Origin of the sequence: Thalassolituus pacificus (genome assembly GCF_025318105.1) — a bacterium.
GTDB classification, from domain to species: Bacteria; Pseudomonadota; Gammaproteobacteria; order Pseudomonadales; family Oceanobacteraceae; genus Venatoribacter; species Venatoribacter pacificus.
Map to the genome: position 1 here is coordinate 235,359 of NZ_JAOANI010000014.1, position 21,114 is coordinate 256,472.

At 53.6% G+C, this 21,114-nt stretch carries 24 protein-coding genes; 19 read left to right on the forward strand and 5 right to left on the reverse strand.

What is annotated here, in order from left to right:
- Positions 1-131: 131 nt before the first annotated feature.
- The 11 genes from NYR02_RS05790 to NYR02_RS05840 all read left to right on the forward strand — a co-directional run bounded on the left by NYR02_RS05790 (position 132) and on the right by NYR02_RS05840 (position 9,202).
- A complete protein-coding gene (locus tag NYR02_RS05790; protein ID WP_260975436.1) occupies positions 132-992 on the forward strand; it encodes a DUF4892 domain-containing protein in 861 nt (286 codons plus the stop codon).
- A gap of 2 nt (positions 993-994) precedes the next feature.
- Positions 995-1,915, forward strand: coding sequence for a patatin-like phospholipase family protein (locus tag NYR02_RS05795; RefSeq protein WP_260975437.1), 921 nt, complete (start codon positions 995-997; stop codon positions 1,913-1,915).
- Between the two features lie 120 nt (positions 1,916-2,035).
- Positions 2,036-2,965, forward strand: a complete 930-nt coding sequence (prmB, locus tag NYR02_RS05800) for a 50S ribosomal protein L3 N(5)-glutamine methyltransferase (RefSeq protein ID WP_260975438.1) — start codon at positions 2,036-2,038, stop codon at positions 2,963-2,965.
- A gap of 40 nt (positions 2,966-3,005) precedes the next feature.
- On the forward strand, positions 3,006-4,103 hold the full coding sequence (aroC, locus tag NYR02_RS05805) for a chorismate synthase (protein ID WP_260975439.1): 1,098 nt from the start codon (positions 3,006-3,008) through the stop codon (positions 4,101-4,103).
- A 72-nt stretch (positions 4,104-4,175) separates the two neighbouring features.
- The gene (locus NYR02_RS05810; RefSeq protein ID WP_260975440.1) at positions 4,176-5,330 is read left to right on the forward strand and encodes an MFS transporter; all 1,155 of its coding nucleotides are present in this window, start codon (positions 4,176-4,178) and stop codon (positions 5,328-5,330) included.
- A 71-nt stretch (positions 5,331-5,401) separates the two neighbouring features.
- Positions 5,402-5,662: a DUF6489 family protein gene (locus NYR02_RS05815; RefSeq protein ID WP_260975441.1), complete on the forward strand. Its 261-nt coding sequence runs from the start codon at positions 5,402-5,404 to the stop codon at positions 5,660-5,662.
- Between the two features lie 197 nt (positions 5,663-5,859).
- On the forward strand, positions 5,860-6,252 hold the full coding sequence (locus NYR02_RS05820) for a phasin family protein (protein WP_260975442.1): 393 nt from the start codon (positions 5,860-5,862) through the stop codon (positions 6,250-6,252).
- A gap of 83 nt (positions 6,253-6,335) precedes the next feature.
- On the forward strand, positions 6,336-8,135 hold the full coding sequence (phaC, locus tag NYR02_RS05825; RefSeq protein ID WP_260975443.1) for a class I poly(R)-hydroxyalkanoic acid synthase: 1,800 nt from the start codon (positions 6,336-6,338) through the stop codon (positions 8,133-8,135).
- 102 nt (positions 8,136-8,237) lie between these two features.
- Positions 8,238-8,681: a hypothetical protein gene (locus NYR02_RS05830; RefSeq protein WP_260975444.1), complete on the forward strand. Its 444-nt coding sequence runs from the start codon at positions 8,238-8,240 to the stop codon at positions 8,679-8,681.
- The gene (locus NYR02_RS05835) at positions 8,671-9,012 is read left to right on the forward strand and encodes a YheU family protein (protein WP_260975445.1); all 342 of its coding nucleotides are present in this window, start codon (positions 8,671-8,673) and stop codon (positions 9,010-9,012) included. Before NYR02_RS05830 ends, NYR02_RS05835 begins: the two co-directional genes overlap by 11 nt.
- Positions 9,005-9,202 (forward strand): hypothetical protein, encoded by a 198-nt coding sequence (locus NYR02_RS05840; RefSeq protein ID WP_260975446.1) that lies wholly within the window; start codon positions 9,005-9,007, stop codon positions 9,200-9,202. Before NYR02_RS05835 ends, NYR02_RS05840 begins: the two co-directional genes overlap by 8 nt.
- Before the next feature lie 12 nt (positions 9,203-9,214).
- On the opposite strand, the gene mnmC is transcribed toward NYR02_RS05840, so the two are convergent.
- Together mnmC and NYR02_RS05850 are read right to left on the reverse strand one after the other, a co-directional pair.
- Entirely contained in the window at positions 9,215-11,344 is a 2,130-nt protein-coding gene (mnmC, locus tag NYR02_RS05845; protein ID WP_260975447.1) for a bifunctional tRNA (5-methylaminomethyl-2-thiouridine)(34)-methyltransferase MnmC2/FAD-dependent 5-carboxymethylaminomethyl-2-thiouridine(34) oxidoreductase MnmC1, read from the reverse strand.
- 251 nt (positions 11,345-11,595) lie between these two features.
- Entirely contained in the window at positions 11,596-12,204 is a 609-nt protein-coding gene (locus tag NYR02_RS05850; RefSeq protein WP_270049512.1) for a peptidylprolyl isomerase, read from the reverse strand.
- Between the two features lie 73 nt (positions 12,205-12,277).
- Between NYR02_RS05850 and NYR02_RS05855 the strand changes: the two genes are divergently transcribed.
- Positions 12,278-12,568 (forward strand): Rdx family protein, encoded by a 291-nt coding sequence (locus NYR02_RS05855; RefSeq protein WP_260975448.1) that lies wholly within the window; start codon positions 12,278-12,280, stop codon positions 12,566-12,568.
- A gap of 55 nt (positions 12,569-12,623) precedes the next feature.
- Here NYR02_RS05855 and NYR02_RS05860 read toward each other — a convergent pair whose 3' ends face one another.
- The 3 genes from NYR02_RS05860 to NYR02_RS05870 are packed head-to-tail and all read right to left on the reverse strand — an operon-like array spanning position 12,624 to position 14,216.
- Positions 12,624-13,286: a TIGR04211 family SH3 domain-containing protein gene (locus NYR02_RS05860; RefSeq protein ID WP_260975449.1), complete on the reverse strand. Its 663-nt coding sequence runs from the start codon at positions 13,284-13,286 to the stop codon at positions 12,624-12,626.
- Positions 13,287-13,311: 25 nt separating this feature from the next.
- On the reverse strand, positions 13,312-13,611 hold the full coding sequence (locus tag NYR02_RS05865) for a YciI family protein (protein WP_260975450.1): 300 nt from the start codon (positions 13,609-13,611) through the stop codon (positions 13,312-13,314).
- 2 nt (positions 13,612-13,613) lie between these two features.
- Positions 13,614-14,216, reverse strand: coding sequence for a septation protein A (locus NYR02_RS05870; protein WP_260975451.1), 603 nt, complete (start codon positions 14,214-14,216; stop codon positions 13,614-13,616).
- Positions 14,217-14,281: 65 nt separating this feature from the next.
- Here NYR02_RS05870 and NYR02_RS05875 point away from each other — a divergent pair, with 65 nt between their 5' ends.
- From NYR02_RS05875 to rluB, 7 genes are all read left to right on the forward strand, one after another.
- Positions 14,282-15,118, forward strand: coding sequence for a PHP domain-containing protein (locus NYR02_RS05875; protein WP_260975452.1), 837 nt, complete (start codon positions 14,282-14,284; stop codon positions 15,116-15,118).
- 68 nt (positions 15,119-15,186) lie between these two features.
- Positions 15,187-15,807: an L-threonylcarbamoyladenylate synthase gene (locus NYR02_RS05880; protein WP_260975453.1), complete on the forward strand. Its 621-nt coding sequence runs from the start codon at positions 15,187-15,189 to the stop codon at positions 15,805-15,807.
- Between the two features lie 105 nt (positions 15,808-15,912).
- On the forward strand, positions 15,913-16,929 hold the full coding sequence (trpS, locus tag NYR02_RS05885; RefSeq protein ID WP_260975454.1) for a tryptophan--tRNA ligase: 1,017 nt from the start codon (positions 15,913-15,915) through the stop codon (positions 16,927-16,929).
- 34 nt (positions 16,930-16,963) lie between these two features.
- On the forward strand, positions 16,964-18,178 hold the full coding sequence (locus NYR02_RS05890) for a tryptophan--tRNA ligase (protein WP_260975455.1): 1,215 nt from the start codon (positions 16,964-16,966) through the stop codon (positions 18,176-18,178).
- Positions 18,175-19,104 (forward strand): segregation and condensation protein A, encoded by a 930-nt coding sequence (locus NYR02_RS05895; RefSeq protein WP_420864297.1) that lies wholly within the window; start codon positions 18,175-18,177, stop codon positions 19,102-19,104. The genes NYR02_RS05890 and NYR02_RS05895 overlap by 4 nt, the downstream gene beginning before the upstream one ends.
- Positions 19,101-20,231 (forward strand): SMC-Scp complex subunit ScpB, encoded by a 1,131-nt coding sequence (scpB, locus tag NYR02_RS19505; RefSeq protein WP_338055924.1) that lies wholly within the window; start codon positions 19,101-19,103, stop codon positions 20,229-20,231. The genes NYR02_RS05895 and scpB overlap by 4 nt, the downstream gene beginning before the upstream one ends.
- 3 nt (positions 20,232-20,234) lie before the next feature.
- A complete protein-coding gene (rluB, locus tag NYR02_RS05905; RefSeq protein ID WP_260975456.1) occupies positions 20,235-21,104 on the forward strand; it encodes a 23S rRNA pseudouridine(2605) synthase RluB in 870 nt (289 codons plus the stop codon).
- The last annotated feature ends 10 nt before the right edge of the window (positions 21,105-21,114 follow it).

Below are 21,114 nucleotides of genomic sequence, written 5' to 3' on the forward strand. Positions count from 1 at the left end.
CCTGCGTTGCTGTTCGCTCGCTGAACCCGTTAGGCCACACTCTCAGCGCCTTGCCTGAGAAATTTTTAGCCGATAACAGGTCTGTTTAATTAGTGTCGACAGGCCCTAGGTATCTTAGAGAGGAGTGACCAATGCGCTGGTTGTTATTGTTAGCGAGTCTGATGATGTCGCCACTGTGGGCTCTGGAGGGTTTTCCTCAGGCGGCCCTGCAGGATGACAAAACGCAGGAAGTTAAAAATTACCGCCTGGTGTTGTCTGGCCTGAAGCGCAATCAGGCAACGACCTACGGTGAACACGAGCGGCGCCTGAGTGGCAAACTCTGGCGGCGGGTATGGGCGGTGGAAGACCGTGTGCAGCTGGATACGGTGATCGATTATTACACACAGCAATTGAGCGACAGCCAGGTGCTGTATCAGTGTCGCGCACTGGATTGTGGCAGCAATCCATTCTGGGCTAACGAAATATTCCGCAATGCCCGTCTGGGTGGTCGCGAACAGAATCAGTTTTATCGGGTGGCGCTGCTGGAAGACCCTGCCAAGCAAGAAAAAACGCTCTACGTGCTGTACATCATTGAGCGCGGGTCTAAGCAGGTGATGGTGAATCTGGATGTGCTGACCACCACTGACGCGGTAAAAGAACAAGCTGATATGAACGCCCTGATTCAACAGGCGCTGGTCAGCAGTAACGGCTGGTTACCCGGACTGGTGACGGATAATGGCCGGATTAATGAACAGCAAAGCAGCGCATTGATCAGCTATCTGAAAAATCTCACGCCGAGCATGAAACGTCGCCTCTATCTGCTGGTCCATTATTACGATGCCAGCCATATGAGCGACAACATTCAGTGCTCGCAGCGGTTGGCTGAGCAATTGCGTCTGGCGACCTTTGATGGTCAGTTCGAACTGAATATTGATGGTCATGGCGCGCTGACACCGGCACCGGACAACAGCCTGCAGCCGGCTTTACGTTTTATATTCTGGCCAGGGAGGTAAGTATGAAGAAAACAGTGGCATTGGCACTCGGCAGCGGCGCTGCGCGTGGCTATACCCATATCGGCGTTATCGATGCGCTGGAAGCCCGCGGTTACGATATTGTGATGGTATCCGGCTGTTCGATGGGCGCGGTTGTTGGCGGCTTTTATTGTGCCGGTCAGCTCGACGTTTATCGCGACTGGGTGTGTGGTCTGAAATATCTGGATGTCCTTAAACTGGTGGATCTGAGTTTGCTGTCGGGCGGTGTTATCCGTGGCGACCGGGTCTTTAACATCATCAGTGAAATGCTTAACGGCCGGAATATCGAAGAGCTGCCCATTCCGTTTACCGCGGTGGCTACCGACCTCACCAACAAAAAAGAAATCTGGTTTCAGCGCGGATCGCTGCAGGATGCTGTACGCGCGTCGGCAGCAATTCCGAGCTTATTGTCGCCGGTGGCGAATAACGGCCGTTTGCTGGTTGATGGTGCGGTGCTGAATCCGCTGCCGATTACCCCCTGTGTCTCCGCGCATGCTGATTTTATTATCGCCGTGGATCTGAATGCCGAAGTGCCGGTGCCCAAAGAGCTGGTCATCGATCCGGAAAACGAGCGCAAAGAAAAGCAGGACTGGTTTAACACGCTGGTCGATAAAGCCAGTCAGTGGTTCGAAAACAAGAACAATGCGCGCAAAGAAGCCAACGATAGTCTGGGAAAACTGGATATTCTGAATCAGGTGTTTGAGGTGATGTCGGCATCTTTGACCCAGTACAAAATCGCCGGTTATCCGCCGGACCTGCTGATTAAAATTCCGCTTAACTGCTGTGAGGTGTATGAGTTTTACCGCGCCGAAGAAATGATCGCACTGGGGCGTAATATCGCCGATCAGGCGCTGGATGCCTTTGAGGCCGGTAACAGCAGTTTGTATGGCCAGCGCATGGGCTGAATGCCGCTGAAGCCGGGGTCGGAATCATTGCGTGGCAACGGCGGAAAGATGCCCTGAGCCGGCAAAATAGGTAAACTAGCGCACTTTCTGCCCGATTCACTCTAAAGAGCCGCTTCTTTTATGGATTTACAGCGTCACGCCGAACTTGCGGTTGATGAACTTCACACCCTGCAGGACGTTATCCGCTGGTCGGTCAGCCGTATGTCAGAGGCCGGTATTTATTATGGTCATGGCACCGATAATCCCTGGGATGAAGCCTTGTTGCTGGTGACCCATGCCCTGCATCTGCCGTGGAATCTGGCCAACGAATGGCGCAATGCGCAGCTGACCCGCGTAGAGCGTCAGGCGGCAATTGATCTGATTCTTACGCGCATTGAGCAGCGTGTGCCGGCGCCGTATTTAACCGGCGTTGCCTGGTTTTGTAATTTACCCTTTCTGGTTGACGAACGGGTGCTGATTCCCCGTTCGCCCATCGGTCAGATGATTGACCAGGGCTTTGCCACCTGGTGGCAGGGACATATTTCCCAGGGCCAGCCGGAACCCCGGCGCATACTCGATTTATGCACCGGCAGTGGCTGCATTGGCATCGCCATGGCGAAAAAATTCCCGCAGGCGGAGGTTGAGCTGCTCGACCTGTCGTTCGAAGCACTCGAAGTTGCGGATGAAAACATTCAGCGTCATCAGCTGGAAGACCGGGTAATGGCGCTGCAATCGGATCTGTTTGCTGCCGCCAGCGGCAAATACGACCTGATTGTGTCCAACCCGCCTTATGTCGATGCCGATGATATGAGCTGCCTGCCGGAGGAGTACCACCACGAGCCGGAGCTGGCGCTGGCGGCCGGTGACGATGGCCTCGATCTGGTACATATTATGTTGAAAGAAGCCCGCCAGTATCTGACCGATGATGGTCTGCTGGTGGTCGAAGTGGGTAACAGCTGGCCGGCACTGGCCGCCGCCTACCCGCAGTTACCTTTTGTCTGGCCGGAGTTTGAGCACGGCGGACACGGCGTGTTTGTACTGCAGGCGCGCGACCTGGATTTACTGAATTAATTGACGGCCGCCTGACCGGCCCTGAAATAAGAGACTGATTATGTCCGGAAATACCTTTGGCAAAAGTTTCACCGTTACCACCGCCGGTGAAAGTCATGGTCTGGCACTGGTGGCTGTCGTTGATGGCTGTCCGCCGGGCATTGAGCTGAGCGAAGCCGATCTGCAGCTGGATCTGGATCGTCGCAAACCAGGCACCTCACGCTACACCACTCAGCGTCGCGAAGACGATGTAGTAAAAATCCTGTCCGGCGTATTTGAAGGTAAAACCACCGGGACCCCCATTGGTTTGCTGATTGAAAATACCGACCAGCGTTCGAAAGATTATGCCGATATTGCCAAGACCTTCCGTCCGGCGCATGCCGATTACGCTTACACGCAAAAGTACGGTTTCCGCGATTACCGCGGGGGCGGCCGCTCGTCCGCCCGCGAAACCGCGATGCGTGTAGCGGCAGGCTCTATTGCCAAAAAAGTACTGGCCGCTAAAGGCATTCAGGTGCGTGGTTATTTAAGCCAGCTGGGACCGATCAAAATTGAACAGTTCGATTGGGATCAGGTAGAGCAAAATCCGTTCTTCAGTCCGGATGCCTCTAAAGTGGCGGAGATGGAAACCTACATGAACGCGCTGCGCAAAGAAGGCAACTCCGTCGGGGCGAAAATTTCGGTCGTCGCCAGCGGTCTGTTTCCGGGCCTGGGTGAACCGATTTTTGATCGTCTGGATGCTGAACTGGCGCATGCACTGATGAGCATCAACGCGGTAAAAGGCGTGGAAATTGGTGACGGATTTGCCTGTGTTGAACAGAAGGGCAGTGAGCATCGTGACGAAATGACACCGGAAGGCTTTTTAAGCAATCACGCCGGCGGTGTATTGGGTGGTATTTCTACGGGGCAGGACATCATTGCGCATATCGCACTGAAGCCAACCTCCAGCCTGATTATTCCGGGTCGCTCGATTGACTCCGATGGCAATCCGATCGAAGTCATCACCAAAGGTCGTCATGACCCTTGTGTGGGCATTCGGGCAACCCCCATTGCTGAAGCCATGATGGCGATGGTGCTGTGTGACCATCTGCTGCGTCATCGTGGGCAGAACGCTGATGTGCAATGCACAACACCAGTGATTGCCGCCGAGGCAGAGTAAAAATAGGAAGGGCCGGCTTTGCCGGCCCTTTTTGATGCAACCCTTTCAGGCATGAGGCTGGTCTTCAACGCCATGATGTCTTCCGCTTTGCCGTTTAAACGGCTTTCTTTCTTTTACGCACTCTACTTTGCCTTGCTCGGCTGCATCGCGCCTTATTGGGGGCTGTTTCTGCAGAACCGTGCCTTTGATCCGGAACAGCTCGGTCAGCTGATGGCGTGCTTTGGTCTGGTGCGCATTCTTGCCCCTAATCTCTGGGCCTACTGGAGTCGTTATTTCCGCTCGCCGATGCAAATGGTACGAACGGCCGGTGTGCTGACCATGTTGTGCTTCTCGCTGATCTGGTGGGCCGACAGCTTCTGGACGATGGCTGCGGTGATGATTTTGTACGGTTTTTTCTGGGCGGCCATGCTGCCCCAGTACGAGGCCATGACATTACAGCACTGTGGCACTCAGGTTGAGGCCTATGGCCAGATCCGCATGTGGGGCTCGATTGGTTTTGTGCTGGTGGTGCTGGGCGCCGGTTATCTGTTTGAGCTGGTGTCTGTTGGCTGGCTGCCGGTCGTGATGCTGACGCTGATGGCGCTCATTGGTATTAACAGCCTGACACTGCCAGAGGCTGACGCTTCCAACCGGAAACACAGTGCGCCCGGACAGTTTTTAAATGTTTTAAAATCGCGTCCGGTGCAGGTGTTTATTCTGATGAATATTCTGCTGCAGATCAGTCATGGACCTTACTATACGTTTTTCAGTATTTACCTTGAAAATCATGGATATAAACCTGCGCAGATCGGTTTGTTATGGTCGCTGGGAGTTATGGCCGAAGTTTTTTTATTCTGGAAATTTCACCGGGTGGTCAACTTTTTCAGCTGGCGAACCTGGTGCGTATTGAGCTTACTGATTACCGCTGTCCGCTGGACGCTGATTGGCAGTCTGGTGGATTTCTGGGGCTGGCTGATTTTGGCTCAACTGGGACATGCGTTTAGCTTTGCCGCCATGCACGCAATTTCTATGCGTTATATTCAGCATTTATTTCCGCAGCAACTGCAGGCGCGCGCTCAGGCATTGTATTCCAGTGTCGGCTTTGGCATCGGTGGTGCGATCGGTGCCTGGGTCAGTGGCAGTCTTTGGCAACCCTGGGGTGGCAGTCAGGTATTTTTTCTGGCTACATTGGCAGCACTGCTGGGCGCTTTGGTTGCGTGGAAAGGCCTTAAGGCGACCGAGGGCTGAGGGGCTGAAATATCAGAATACTCAATAAAAAAAAGCTCAGAACGACAATATAGAACGACAGGGAATAAACAATGAAAATTAATGTCACTTTTGATCTTACGCCTGAAGAATTACGCCGTGCTATGGGATTACCGGATGTGCAGGAGTTTCAGCAGGAACTTTTTGCCAGCATGCTGGAAAAGATGAAATCCGGTGAAGAGGGGTACGATGCCATGAGTCTGTATCAGCCGATGTTTAATGAAGGCATGAACGCCATGGGTCAGTTTCAGAAAATGATGCTGAGTATGATGTCCGGCGCATCGTCATCTTCTTCTGATAAGAATAACAGTTAAAATTAAAGTGAATGCTCTAGGGCAATTGACGCCAGCGTTTGACCTCATTGTTAGACGCCCTGAAAATCGATCATGATAAAGGATGATATTAGTCAATAAATTTTTCACTGAATGCGATGCTGTCATTTAAGTGTAAGATAAAATGCCCTAGTATAGATTTACACCAACTGCTATTAGACTTTTGAAGGAGCAAGACTATGCAAGAGAATATTCTTAATGCATTCGCAGAGCAGGCTAAAACCATGTACGCACCCATGGCGAAATTTAACAGTCTGTTTGTCGACAACATGGAAAAAATGACGGAGTTCCAACTGAACGCCATTAAATCGTATGCAGATATGGGTCTTGAGCAGATGAAAAAAGCTGCTGACGTTAAAGATGCAGAAAGCATGCGTTCTTTCACCGCCACTCAAGCAGAAACGGCTTCTGCGCTGAACAAAAAAGTGATGGACGATGCGAAAGCATTTTCTGACATGGCGATGGAATTCAAAACTCAGATTGAAGGCATCATGGAAGAAGCGCGCTCAACCGCAGCCGCTTCAACAACGACCGCTAAGCCAGCTGCTGCTAAACCTAAATCAGCTGCCTGATCTGTTGTGATACAAAAGGCCACCTCCGGGTGGCCTTTTTTGCTGAATCGTTTCTGAATGCAGGTAATACAGGAAATATGCCAATGGAAAGCATAGAAACAGCCGTTAGTGATTTTTATGATATGACCACCCGTGTGGCAGAGCAGTATGGACGCTTGCTGGAAAAAACAGTGAACCAGCCAACAACCGCAGATGATCCGGCGGCTTCTGTTCTGACGGATTTCAGTGAAGCGTTTCGCGAGCTGGGCGAACATATGCTGGAAAATCCCGGCAAGCTGATGGGCTATCAGATGGAGCTGCTGAAAAAACAGCAGGAGTTATATCAGCACACGGCTCTGCGCTTTTTAGGAAAGGAAGTCGATCCGGTTATAACCCCGGAAAAAAGCGATAAACGTTTTAAAGATGCGCAGTGGAGCGAGAATCCACTGTTTGATTTCATCAAACAATTATATCTGTTGCAGGGCAGTACCCTGATGCAGATGGTAAAAGACACTGATGGCATCAGCGAGCACGCACATCAGAAAGTAGAGTATTTCGTACGTCAGTACGTTAATGCCCTGGCGCCTACCAATTTTGCAGCACTGAATCCCGAAGTTATCCGTAAAACACTGGAAAGCGGCGGTGCCAATCTTTATGCCGGAATGGAACAGCTGGGCGAAGATCTGGAAGCCAGTGTTAAGGGTTCGCTTAACGTCGCCATGACCGATACCAGTGCGTTTCAGGTTGGCCGTAATCTGGCAACAACGCCAGGTAAGGTTATTTTTCAGAACGATCTGATTCAGCTGATCCAGTACACCCCGACGACAGAAAAAACCTATCAGCGTCCGCTGTTGGTCATTCCTCCGTTTATTAACAAATATTATATTCTCGATTTACGCGAGAATAATTCTTACCTGAAGTGGCTGGTGGATCAGGGGCATACGGTTTTCTGTATTTCCTGGGTCAACCCGGGCCCGGCATTGCGTGCTAAAGGCTTCGATAACTATATGCTCGAAGGCCCGATTGCGGCGCTGGATGCCATTGAGCAGGCAACCGGTGAGAAAGAAGTGAACGCCATCGGCTACTGTCTGGGCGGTACTCTGCTGGCGGCAACGCTGGCTTATCTGAAGAAAAAGAAACAAGAACCGATTAAGTCGGCAACGTTTCTGGCCACTCTGACCGATTTTTCTCAGCCAGGTGAAATTGGCGTCTTTATCAATGAGACGGCTATTTCTGCCCTGGAAAAACAGATGAATTTACTCGGCTATTACGATGGCCGGCAAATGGCCTTCAGTTTTAATACGCTGCGGGAAAATGATCTGTTCTGGTCATTCTTTATTAACAACTATCTGAAGGGTGAACGTCCGGCCGCTTTTGATCTGTTGTACTGGAATACCGACAGCACCAATTTGCCATCCACCATGCATTCTTTCTATCTGCGTAATATGTACCTGGATAATAAACTGGTACAAAAAAATGCGCTGGAATTAGACGGTCAGAAAATCGACCTGAGTGCGATCAGCATCCCGACTTATTTTCTGTCTACCGCTCAGGATCATATTGCGCTGTGGCAGGGAACCTATAAAGGCCCCTTGCTGATGGGCGGTAAAAATCGCTTTGTATTGGGTGGTTCCGGACACATTGCCGGTGTGGTTAATCCGCCGTCGGCCAATAAGTACGGCTACTGGACAAACGAAGCATTACCGCAGGATCCGGAAGAATGGTATCGGAATGCCGAACAGCATGACGGCTCCTGGTGGCTCGATTGGCAGCAGTGGACTATGACTCAGGGGGGCACGGAACAGACCGAAGCCCGCCAGCCGGGTTCTGGTAAGCTCGCCGTTATCGAAGACGCTCCGGGGCGTTATGTTAAGCAACGCATCATCGATGTGCTGCATAAGTAATCATCACTGATTACTGGCTCACAAAAACGGCGCTCAGGCGCCGTTTTTGTTTTTCTATAATTCCGCTATGATGGCCGCAGCATTCAGTTGTAAGGATTTTGCGTGTCACAATTCGATCAGGAATCCATCGTTTACGGCGTGATCCGCCATATTCCGGCCACGGATGAGTTCAGCGCCCGTCTTCATCGTCGTGCCAACTGGAGTGCCATTCAATCGTTGCCTCTGGGTGTTGATGATGATTGGTCACTGCTGTGCCGGGAAATGTTCTCAATGCCCGGTGATGATGTCTTTAGCGGCACCTATCACACTCAGTTAATTCACTTTGCGGCTTCTTATAAAGCGGTGGAGTATGAGTGGGAACATTGGCTGCGCCAGTTTGAGACTCTGCTGAAAAGCATGTACTGGGTATCAGCCACGGTGCATCTGGAAACCGAGTTATCCGGTAAGCACACCTTTAACTGGAATACCGATCAGGGCCATGTGCCTTCGGATGCCGATTTGCGTATGAGCTGCGAGTGGGAACGGGAGGCGGGTTTTGCCATCTGATTCCGTACCGTCTGATGACCACGACTACACCAGTACTTCTTGCGAAGATGCTCCTTACGGTGAAGATGCGCCGCAGGAAGGGGTGCTGGCAATTCCTTATCAGCGTCTGAGTGCCGAGGCACTGGACGCCATTCTGGAAGACTTTGTCTGCCGTGAAGGCACGGATTACGGCGATTACGACGTAAGCCTGGCCGATAAAAAAGTCCAGGTTAAGGCGCAGTTGGCCGATGGCAGTGCCATACTTTTGTTTGACCCCATTCAGCAGACCTGCCACATTGAAATGACACGCGTATTACGCAGTCATGGCTGGTCTGGTGGTGACAATGGATGATCTCAAGCAACAACAACTGAAACGACGCCTGCGCAGCGCCATCGGTGATATTGATGAGATGAAGGCTCAGCTGGCCGAAGTCCGCCGTTGCTGTGCCGAGCTTGCCGCCGCCATGCGTCAGATACGCGAAGATGCTGAGCAAGCAAAGCTCGAAGCCGAGCGGCGCAAGCGCATCAAGCGCGTTGTCTGATGTTATTCCTCCTCAGTTCTGAGTGAGTTCCTGCGGCAATTTGCGCCGCACCATATCCCGCAGTAAAAAACGTCCCGGCCATAAGGCTTCGGCCACATCCAGTGCGACCGGCAGAGGAGCGCCAACAATCTGTTGGGCCAGTAATTCTGCGCACAGCGGGGCAGAAGCCAGTCCACGTGAACCATGACCAATATTCAGCCAGAGCCCCGGATAGTGTGGCGCTGTTTTGGCCGGAATGCGTTTGGCGTTGCGTACCAGTCCGGCAAAGCTACGGACAAACGCCTGACTGTGCGGTACCGCACCCACCATCGGCAGGTAATCCGGAGTGGTGCAGCGGAAGCCGACCCGGCCCCCCAGAATGGCGGACATTCCCTGTTGTTCATTTAAAGCCTGCCACTGCGGGCCGAAATCGGGCAGGTGATTGAGGTTGGTCTGATGATCGCTGTCACGCAGTGCGGTTTCATCATCACGCAGGTTATAGGTTGCCCCCAGGCACAGGCGTTGATTTCGGGCCGGTGCCATATAGCTGCGACCGCAAAGCACGGTGTTGAGCGGCGGTGTTTGTTCGGCGTTCAGATAGCTGAGCTGACCGCGAATCTGTTTCAGCGGCAGGTAGGCTGCTGGTAGCAGCGTTCTGGCCGCCGCCGCGCAGGCGAGGACCAGCTGGCGGCTGTCCAGAGCACCTTCTGTACTGTGCAGGCGCCAGCCTTGTGGGGTGGCTTCCAGCGCATCGACGGTCCGTTGTTCAAAGCTAATGTTGGCGTGTTGCAGTAATACACGGCACAGCTCTGCCGGACTGACCCAGCCTGCCTGCGGGAAAAACAGCCCGCCGCTGTTTTGTGGATTGCCGGCGATGACCGAGGCCTGTTCCTGTGTCAGTGTGCGAACCAGTTCCTGTGGCAGGGGACGGGTCTGGCTGAATTTGTGCTGACGCTGGGTTTCTTTATCGTCATACGCCAACTGCAATACACCGCATTGCGACCAATACGGGTTATGGCTGTCGCCATCACCGGGTCCTAAATAGCGGCGCATATAAGGCAGGGCATATTGAAACGCGGCCAGATAAAAGTCGGTATGAATGGCGTTGTCGCCAGCGGCGAGTTTTACGTACAAGCCGCCCTGGGGGTTGCCCGAAGCCTGGCGGGCGATACCGTTGGCATCAATGACGCGCACTTTAAGGCCACGTTCTGCCAGCGCCCGCGCGGTCGTTGCGCCCGCCAGACCGGCCCCGATAATGGTAATCTGCGCAGGTGGCAGGTTGGTTGTTTCGTTTAAGAGCCAGGGTTTATGTTGATGAACCGGTGTCAGCTCCGGCCCCTGGCGACGATTAAAACAGCCAGCCAGCATTTCACGCTTGCGGCCATAGCCGGGCACGCGTTTGACGTTAAATCCGGCTCCGAGCAGGCCGCGGCGCACAAAACCGGCGGAGGTAAAGGTTGCGACGCTGGCGGGTTGCTCTCCGCCATATTGTAAGGGTTGGCGCTGGCTTAAACGGCGCATACCGCTGAACAACCCTTCGGACCACATCTGTGGGTTCTTAGCCGGGGCAAACCCATCCAGATACCAGGCGTGTACCGGCCCGCTTAATTGCGGCAGGGCATCTTTAACATCGGCAAAAATCAGCGTCAGGGAAATACGTTCTTGCGGCCAGCTCAGGCGATGAAAGCCGGCTACCGGTAACGGGTATTGTTCAAACAGTAAGGCGCTGTATTCGCTGAGTTGCGGCCATAAGGCCAGAGCTTGCCGCAGTTGCTGCAGCGTTAGCGGAAATTTTTCAATACTGCTGAAGTGCAGCCAGGCGCTGTCGTTCTTTTCGGCGTGTCGCCAGCTTTCCCAGGTCATCAGGAAGTTCAGTCCGGTGCCGAAGCCGGTTTCTATAATGCTGAAATCGCCCTGCCAGTCATGCCAGCGTTGCGGCAGGCCATTGTTCTGCAAAAACACATGACGGCTTTCTTCCAGACCGTTTTCCACGGAAAAATACGGGTCATTGAATTCCCGCGATACGGGCAGGCCATCGTTGCTCCACTGCAACTCCGGTGCCGCAAGCGTGCAGTTATCGGACGTGTGGCATGAAGGCGTTTTGTCCGAAGCGTCACGGTTTAAAAGGCTGTGATCAGCATGGTCAGATGAGCTGGAAGACACAATAATTCTCAGGGCGTAAAGAGGTGTAGGCAGGCACTATTTTATCGCCAGTCTGTGGCAAACGAACAGTGTACGGCTCATGTATTATCCGCTCATGATAACTGAAATGTTCGCTCTTATGGTGCTGTTGCTGATTCGCGTGACGACCGGTTTTGGCCGCGCTGACCGTAGTGGACACTGAATGATTCAGAAGTGCCTTAATGTCTGGTGTCCGGGGGCCCGGACACCGCGAGGGTGGCTCTGAGGTCGCGTTATTCCGCAGTAGCGGTCGCTTTGCTCTCATCACTGATGACACTGACGGATTCAATCAGAATGGTCTCGCGTGGGATATCGCGGGCGCCGGTCGGGCTGATGGCGATGGCATCGACCACGTCCATGCCTTTAACGACTTTACCGAACACCGCGTAACCAAAGTCACGGCTGCCATGATCAAGAAAATTATTGTCTTTTACGTTGATGAAAAATTGGCTGGTTGCACTGTCGATCACGCTGGTGCGTGCCATCGCGATGCTGCCACGGGTGTTTTTCAGACCATTTTCAGCTTCGTTTTTAATCGGTGGCAGGGTTGCTTTCTGGCGCATATCCGCACCGAAGCCACCGCCCTGAATCATAAAGTCGCGGATCACACGGTGAAAAATGGTGCCGTCGTAATGCTTGCTTTCAACGTAGGTTAAAAAATTATCGACGCTGACTGGCGCTTTGCTGCGGTCGAGTTCCAGCTCAATTTCGCCGGCGGTGGTCTTCATCAGTACATGAACGTTATCGGCGGCTGCTTCTTCAGCCTGCAGGCTCAGCGGTGCCAGCAGTACAGACAGGCTCAGAGCGGCGCTTTGCAGGGTTGTTTTTATCAGTCGTTGCATCAATGATCTCCGCGGGAAAAAGTATCCGGTTTAGTGCCGGGTTTTGTTAAATGGTTCATATGAGGTCGGGCTTTTGGCTAAAGCTAAAGTAAGAATCGTATTTTGTGAAGGCTGTAAGTGGGCATTGCGTTCGGGTTGGTATGCGCAAGAGCTGTTCTCGACCTTTCAGGGCAAGCTTTCAGCCATCGAATTGGTGGTCGGTGAATCCGGGCAGTTTCAGGTCTGGGCGAATGATCAGTGTCTGTGGGACCGAAAAGAAAATCATGGTTTCCCTGAGGTTGCCGAATTAAAGCGGCTGTTGCGTGACACGATTGCGCCGGACGCGTCTCTTGGGCATTGCGAGCTTGACGCTGAGGCAGATTAAACGCTGATCTGCAAAATAAAAAAGGGAGCCTGGGCTCCCTTTTGTTGGCTGAACCTTACGACCAGCCGCTGCTGCGTTTACCCCGGATCGACGGCAGGATAAGGCCGGCAAGGATGCCGATAATCACCAGCGCGCCGCCATACAGAATAAAGGTTTGCTGACGGTTGTCGTGCATTTGCGCATTTTCAGCGGTCAGTGCTTCTACCTGAATTTCCAGCTCTTGGTTGCGCATGGTCAGCTTTTTCGATTTTTCGTCCAGCGCCAGGGCATTGGCCGAAATGCTTTTGATGCGTTCCAGTTCTTTTTCCAGATCGCCGTTTTCACGGCCAAGACCGGAGCGGTCGGCTTTCAGTTTTTCCACTTCACTCTGGAATTCAGCACGCTGGGTTTTGGTGGTTTCCAGTTCGGCTTTTACTTTATCCAGCTCACGGTTCGCCAGAATTAATTTTTCTTTGGCGATGGGTTCCATTTCCAGGAATCGGGTTAAGACGTAACCTTCAACACCTTTATCGGTTTGTACTTTGGTGTAACCGGTTTCGGCATCTTCTTCGATAAAAATCAGATGCTCGCCACTCGGCAGAGCTTTCAGAATGCGGAATTCCTGGCTTGGGCCGGAGCGCAGTTGCAGCCACAGGGTATCGGTAACGTAGCGTTTTTCAACCGCAGCAGCAGTCGCTACAATGGCCAGAAGTGATAGGGTAATCAGAAATTTTTTCACAACAAATACCTTTTTATTTTTCCGTTCAGGGAAGGACTTTACGGAACGGCTTAACCGTTACCTGCTGGTATACACCAGCGCTGACGTAAGGATCGGCATCAGCCCAGGCCTGAGCGTCTGCAAGAGAAGCAAATTCAGCCACAACCAGGCTGCCGCTGAAACCGGCACTGCCCGGATCTTCACTGTCGATCGCGGGGTGCGGACCGGCAATCAGCAGACGACCGGCGGCGGTTAAATCCTGCAGGCGCTGCAGGTGAGCCGGACGTACAGACAGACGTTTTTCCAGGCTGTCAGGCACATCCTGACTGATAATGGCGTACCACATGCTTACTGCTCCTCTTTATTCATGTAGCGATATAAAAACAGTGACTGGCCGATAATAAATAGGATGGTCAGCCCCAGCAAACCGAAGAATTTAAAATCAACCCAGATATCTTCAGAGAAGGTATAGGCCACGTACAGGTTTGCCACACCGCTTAACACAAAGAAAGCCACCCAGGCGTAATTCAGACGTGCCCAGACGTCGGCAGGCAAGGTAACGGCTTGCTCCATCATGCGTTGCAGAAACGATTTTTGGGTAAACCACTGACTGCCGAGGAAGGCCGCCGCAAATAACCAGTTAACGATGGTCGGCTTCCACATAATAAAGACCTGATCGCGCAGAATCAGGGTGGCTCCGCCGAGAAGAACCACCATGGCCAGGGTAATCAGATGCATTTTTTCCACCTTACCGGTGGTGGCGCGGATATAAAGAACCTGCAGAATGGTGGCCGGAATTAAAACGGCAGTAGCCAGCAGCATTGGCATTTCATGAAACAGGGTGATGTATTCGTCAGACAGATACGGTGCCAGTTGCCCGGTCAGCTCGGGAGCCCACTTATAAACCAGAAAGAAAAGGACGATGGGCAGGTAGTCGAGAAGTAACTTCATTCGCTTAGTGGCTTCAGTGTCATTACAATGGGGCGATTATGGCGTAACCAGGAGTGAGCGTCCACGTGAACTCAGAAATCGATCTTCATTGCCACAGCACCGCTTCCGACGGCAAATTACCGGCGGCTGAGCTGGTTGCGCGGGCGGCGGAACGCGGCGTAAAAACCCTGGCCATTACTGATCATGATACCGCCGAAGGCTATCGTCTTGGTCAGGCTGCCGCACAGGAACTCGGCGTGCGGCTGATTCCCGGTATTGAACTGTCCTGCATCTGGGGCGGTGTCACTATTCACATTGTCGGCCTTAATTTTGACCCCGAATCCGACGTCATGCGCGCCGCTGAGCAGGCGCAGACGGAAGCCCGCAGCAGTCGTTCACAGATTATTGCTGAACGTGTCGGCAAGCGTCTGAAGCACGACATCGATCTGGCCGAAGTTCAGGCGTATGCCGGTGGAGAATCCATTGGTCGTCCGCATTTTGCTCAATATCTGATTGATAAAGGTCTGGTGCCGTCGATGGCGGTGGCCTTTAATAAATACCTCGGTGCCGGTAAACCCGGTGATGTCAAAGCCAGCTGGCCAGAGATGGCAACGGTGGTGCAGTGGATTGCCGCCGCCGGTGGTATTCCGGTGATGGCCCATGCCCATCTTTATAATATGACCCGAACCAAACTGCGTGCCTGTCTGGCCGATTTTGTCGATGCCGGTGGTCGTGGACTGGAAGTGGCGTATGGCCAGATGGACAATAACCAGCGTGGTCAGATGGCAGGGCTTGCCCGCGAATTTGAACTGCTGGGTTCCTGTGGCAGTGATTTTCATGGCCCGAATCGTTTCGGACTTGATCTGGGGGTTATGCCGCCATTCCCGGCGGATGTGACGCCCGTGTGGCAGAGCTGGGCCTGATTCTGTCATCGTTTTATGATACCTGAGCAGCAGCGATCGCTGCTGTCAGCAGGCTTTAAGGAGCTTTAGTGAGCCAATTTTTCCAGATTCATCCTGACAATCCTCAGGCGCGGCTGATCAAACAGGCTGCAGAAATTATCCGTAATGGCGGTTTGGCGGTTATTCCAACCGACTGTGCTTATGCGCTGGCTGGCCGCATTGGCGATAAAAAAACCACCGACCGGATCCATCGTCTGCGTCAGTTACCGCCAAAGCATAACTTCACTCTGCTGTGCCGGGACTTGTCCGAACTGTCGTTGTTCGCCAAGGTCGACAACACCAAATACCGTATGCTAAAGGCGCACACGCCGGGAGCCTTCACCTTTATTCTGGAAGCCACGCGCGAAGTACCGCGCCTGCTGATGCATCCGAAAAAACGCACCATTGGTATTCGCGTGCCCAACAATCCCATCGCCATGGCGTTGCTGGAAGAAATGAACGAGCCACTGATGACCACCTCACTGATCATGCCTGGTGATGAGCTGCCGCTGTCGGATCCTTACGATATCCGTCAATCACTGGAGCATGAGCTGGAGCTGGTGATTGATGGCGGCCATTGCGGATTTGAGGCGACCACGGTGATTGATATGACCGATGAAATACCGGTCGTGCTGCGTCAGGGCGTCGGCGACGCCAGTGATTTTCTCTGAGTCGCAAAAACGGCAGGCAACAACGGCTAACAGAGACTGAAACGCGCCGCTAAAACCGGTATGATGGCGCGTTTTCAGATTCCGTCGTTGACCAAGCAGGGCAGTATGAGCAAGCAGCGTGTATTAACCGGTATTACAACCACAGGCACCCCGCATCTGGGGAACTATGTTGGCGCCATCCGTCCGGCCATTGCCGCCAGTCAGGATCAGGCTAACGATACGTTTTATTTCCTCGCCGATTATCATGCCCTGATCAAATGTCAGGACCCGGCCGCGGTGCATCAGTCTACCATGGAAATCGCCGCCACCTGGCTGGCGCTGGGCCTGGACACCAATAACTCCGTGTTTTACCGCCAGTCGGATATTCGCGAAATTCCGGAACTGACCTGGATTTTTAACTGTGTCTGCGCCAAAGGCCTGATGAACCGCGCCCATGCTTATAAGGCTGCGGTGGATGCCAATCTGGCCGAAAACGAAGATGCCGACAAAGCCATCACCATGGGTCTGTTCAGCTACCCGGTATTAATGGCCGCCGATATTCTGATGTTTAACGCCAATAAAGTACCGGTCGGCAAAGATCAGATTCAGCACGTTGAAATGGCGCGCGATATCGCTGGCCGTTTTAACCATATCTACTGCAAAAAAGAGCCGCTGCTGACGCTGCCGGATTACCAGGTAGACGATCAGGTGTCGGTACTGCAGGGCCTTGATGGCCGTAAAATGAGCAAAAGCTACGGCAACACCATTCCGCTGTTCCTGACCGAAAAGCAGCTGCAGAAACACATCAACAAAATCAAAACCAACCTGCTGGAACCGGGTGAGCCGAAAGATCCGGATTCCTCTACCGTGTTCCAGATCTGGCAGGCGTTTGCCACGGCTGAGCAAACCGCTGAAATGCGTCAGGCATTTGCTGATGGTATTGGCTGGGGCGATGCCAAAAAACAACTGTTTGGCCTGATTAACGCCGAAATCGGCGAAGCGCGTGAGCGTTACAATGATCTGTTGGCACGTCCGGCCGATATCGAAGCCGAACTGCAGAAAGGTGCTGTCAAAGCCCGCGCCATCAGCCAGCCGTTGCTGGAACAGGTGCGCGAAGCCGTTGGCATCTTTAAGCTGGCCTGATGTCTTTAAGACGCGAGCGCAAGAGGAATAGCCGTTGAGTGCCGTGGATCCGCAGAGGCGGGTAGTGTCGGGCATGCGCCCGACCGGTCAGCTGCATCTGGGCCACTATCACGGCGTATTAAAAAGCTGGGTAAAACTGCAGCACGAATTTGAGTGCTTCTTTTTTATTGCCGACTGGCACGCGTTAAGCACCGATTATGAAACTGCTGCCGGCACCCAGCGCTCAAGCCGCAATCTGCTGATTGACTGGTTAGCGGCGGGGGTTAATCCCGGCTCAGCGACGCTGTTTGTGCAGAGTCAGGTGCCGGAGTTGGCCGAACTGCATTTGCTGCTGTCGATGATTACGCCTATCTCCTGGCTGGAGCGGGTGCCGGGCTATAAAGATCAGCAGGACAAACTGCTGGATAAACATCTGAATACCTACGGTTTTCTGGGTTACCCACTGCTGCAGAGTGCCGATATTCTGGCTTACCGTGCAGGCCTGGTGCCGGTTGGCGGTGATCAGGAAGCGCATATTGAAATCGCCCGTGACATTGCCCGCCGTTTTAACCATCTGTATGGCCGTGAACCCGGCTTTGAAGCCAATGCGTTGGCGGCGGTCAAAAAGCTGGGTAAAAAAGCTTCCGCGCTGTACCAACAGATGCGCAATGCTTACCTCAGCCATGGTGATGTCGAGGCGTTGCATACCGCTCAGGCGCTGGTGAAAGAGCAGAGCAATCTGACCCTGGCGGACAAAGAACGATTGCTGGGCTATCTCGAAGGCATCGGCAAAAATATTCTGGCTGAACCGCAGGCCTTGCTGACGACAGCATCACGGATGCCAGGACTGGATGGACAAAAGATGTCCAAATCGTACAGCAATATGATTCCGCTGCGCGCAGAGCCGGATGATGTCGCGAAAAAAGTGCGCACCATGCAGACCGATCCGGCGCGTATCCGTCTGACCGATGCCGGAGATCCGCAGAAATGCCCGGTCTGGCATTTTCATACGGTGTATTCCGATGCTGCTACCTGCGAACGCGTGCAGAATAACTGCCGCAGCGCAGCCTGGGGTTGTCTGGAATGCAAGCAGCCGGTCACTGATGCGATCATTGCCGAACAGACGCCGATCCGTGAACGTGCACAACAGTTTGAACAAAATCCGGAATTACTGGCGCGTATTCTGGCTGAAGGCAGTGAACGGGCGCGGGATGCGGTGCGCAGCACCATGGTTGAGGTACGGGAAGCGATGGGATTGGGTTACCGATGAGTACGAACGAGCCTGCAGACAACATTCTGCCGCCAGTGGTTGCCGCAGAGCCTGTGCCCGATTTATCCAAAGCGCGGATGCGGGTAAAAACCGGTCAGCAGGAGATGCCGTTCGCGCTGGTGCAGGGCGAACCGATGACCCAGCTGCCACTGGATCTGTACATTCCGCCGGATGCGCTGGAAGTGATTCTTGAGCAGTTCGAAGGCCCGCTGGATTTATTGCTTTACCTGATCCGTAAGCAGAATCTCGACATTCTTGAAGTGAATGTCTCCGAAATCGTTGATCAGTACATTGAATACATCGATATGATGCAGGCCATGCAGCTGGAATTGGCCGGAGAATATCTGGTGATGGCGGCCATGCTGGCGGAAATTAAAAGCCGCGTCCTGTTGCCGCGTAACCGCGAAGGCAATGGCGACGAGGAAGAAGATGACCCACGCGCTGAGTTGCTGCGACGCCTGCAGGAATACGAACGCTTTAAAACAGCGGCCGAAAATCTCGACGAGCTGCCCCGGCTGGAGCGCGATATTTTTCTGCCGGAAGTGGATGCTCCCGACCGCATTCAGGAACGGGTGCACCCGGAAGTGGAAATGCGTGAGCTGATGCTGGCGTTTGCTGCAGTACTGCGCCGTGCTGAGCGCTTTGAACACCACGAAATCCACCGTGAACAGTTATCGACCCGTGAGCGCATGAGCGACGTACTGGCGCGGCTGCAGAGTGGACACTTTATGTCGTTCCGGGCGCTGTTTGATCCCAGTGAAGGCAAGCTGGGGGTGGTCGTCACCTTTCTGGCGATTCTTGAACTGGTGAAAGAATCCTTGATCGACATTGTGCAGCAGGATACTTTCGGCCCGATTCACTTGCGTGCCAGGGAACACAGCGCCGCAGGGGCGCCCTCGTATCAGCAGGACGGAGAGCTGTCATGATGCAACCGCCATTAAAAAATATCCTCGAAGCAGCGTTGATGGCGGCTGGTGGCCCGTTATCGCTGGAGCGCATGCAGAGCCTGTTTGATGAAGACCGCCTTCCGTTGCCGTCTGAATTAAAAGCCGCATTAACTGAGCTGAAGCAGGATTTACTCGGCCGGGGAATTGAGCTGACGGAAGTGGCCTCCGGTTATCGCCTGCAGGTGCGTACCGAAGTGGCCTCCTGGGTGGCACGTTTATGGGATGAGCGGCCGCAGCGATATTCACGGGCGCTGCTGGAAACCCTGGCATTGATTGCCTATCGTCAGCCCATTACCCGTGGCGATATTGAAGATGTGCGTGGTGTGGTGGTCAGTTCCAGCATTATGAAAACGCTGCTCGAACGCGAATGGGTCCGGGTTGTGGGTTACCGCGATGTGCCCGGGCGGCCATCGATGTATGCCACCACGCGTGAGTTTCTTGACTATTTTGGCTTAAAAAGCCTCGAAGACCTGCCCAGTCTGGGAGAAATCCGCGAGCTGGATGACGCCAATCGTAAGCTGGAACTGGGCGACGATGCTGAAGCGCGTAAAGAACCGGCCAAAGATTTTGAATTCCGCAGCGACGAAGAAGTGGCGCAGCGCGGTGCCGATGTACTCGCCACCACCGAAGAAGATCTGGCCAAAGCCGCCGATATTGTCGCACGGGTAGAAAGTAATCTGTTTGCGCGGGATGACGGCGACGATGACGAAGCGGATAATGGTGGCCAACCGAAAAAGCGCAGCATCGGCGATTTGCTGGAGCGGCTGGAACAGAAAGCCGCTGAAGAAGAGCGAGAACAGGAAACACAAGTCGCCGATGCCCCGGCAGCGGATGAATTGTCCGTAGCCGATGACCTGGCGGTGGCGACAGAAGAACCTGAGGCTGCCGCAGCAACGGCAGAGCAAACCGCCGCCGACGCTGCTGAAACAGCAGAGCCGGAAGCAACAGAACCAGAACACATACAAACACCCGGTGAACAGCACGGCAATGATGCCAGCGACGTTCCCGTTCAACGGACTCAGGAAGTTCCGAGTTTATTTAACCAAACCCCTGACGTGGTGCGGCCGGATGCCCCTGACGCAGCTGCGAATAAAGAAGACCGATAAATCATGAATGAACGTATCCAAAAATTGCTGGCACTGGCCGGTGTGGCTTCCCGTCGTGAAGTCGAGCGCTGGATCGGCGAAGGCCGTGTCAGTGTTAACGGCGTAACCGCCAAACTCGGCGACCGTGCCAGCCGTTATGACGATGTGCGTGTCGATGGCCGCCAGGTGAACCTGGAAGATGCTGGTCGCTCACGCCGTGTACTGGCCTATAACAAGCCGGTGGGTGAAGTCTGCACCCTGAAAGATCCGGAAGGCCGGCCAACGGTGTTTGATCACCTGCCGAAAACCAAAGGCGAGCGTTGGGTTAATATCGGTCGTCTGGACATCAATACCAGCGGTTTGTTGCTGTTTACCACCGACGGTGAGCTGGCTAATAAACTGATGCACCCATCCTCCGGAGTTGACCGCGAATACGCCGTACGCGTCCGTGGCGACGTTGATGAAGCGATGATCGAACGCCTGAAAGAAGGCGTGATGCTGGATGATGGCGTGGCCCGCTTTACCGACGTGAAGTTCTTCGATGGTGAAGGCCAGAACAAGTGGTATCACGTGGTACTGATGGAGGGTAAAAACCGTGAAGTCCGTCGTCTGTGGGAGAGTCAGGGCATTGCCGTCAGCCGTCTGAAACGCGTACGTTATGGCTGCATATTTATGCCGTCCAACGTTCCTGTTGGTACCTGGGTTGAGCTGGGGCAGCGTGAAGTCAACGACCTGGCCGATCTGGTGGGGATTGAGCGTAAGCAAACCAAACGCATGATCGGGCGCGAGAAAGAACAGTTCCAGCGTGTAGCCAAACGCCAGAAGATCCGTCAGCAGGCGACCGCCCGTAAGACCTCGGCGCCAAAGCCACGGCAGAAGAAAAAGATCGACTGAGTGTCGAATT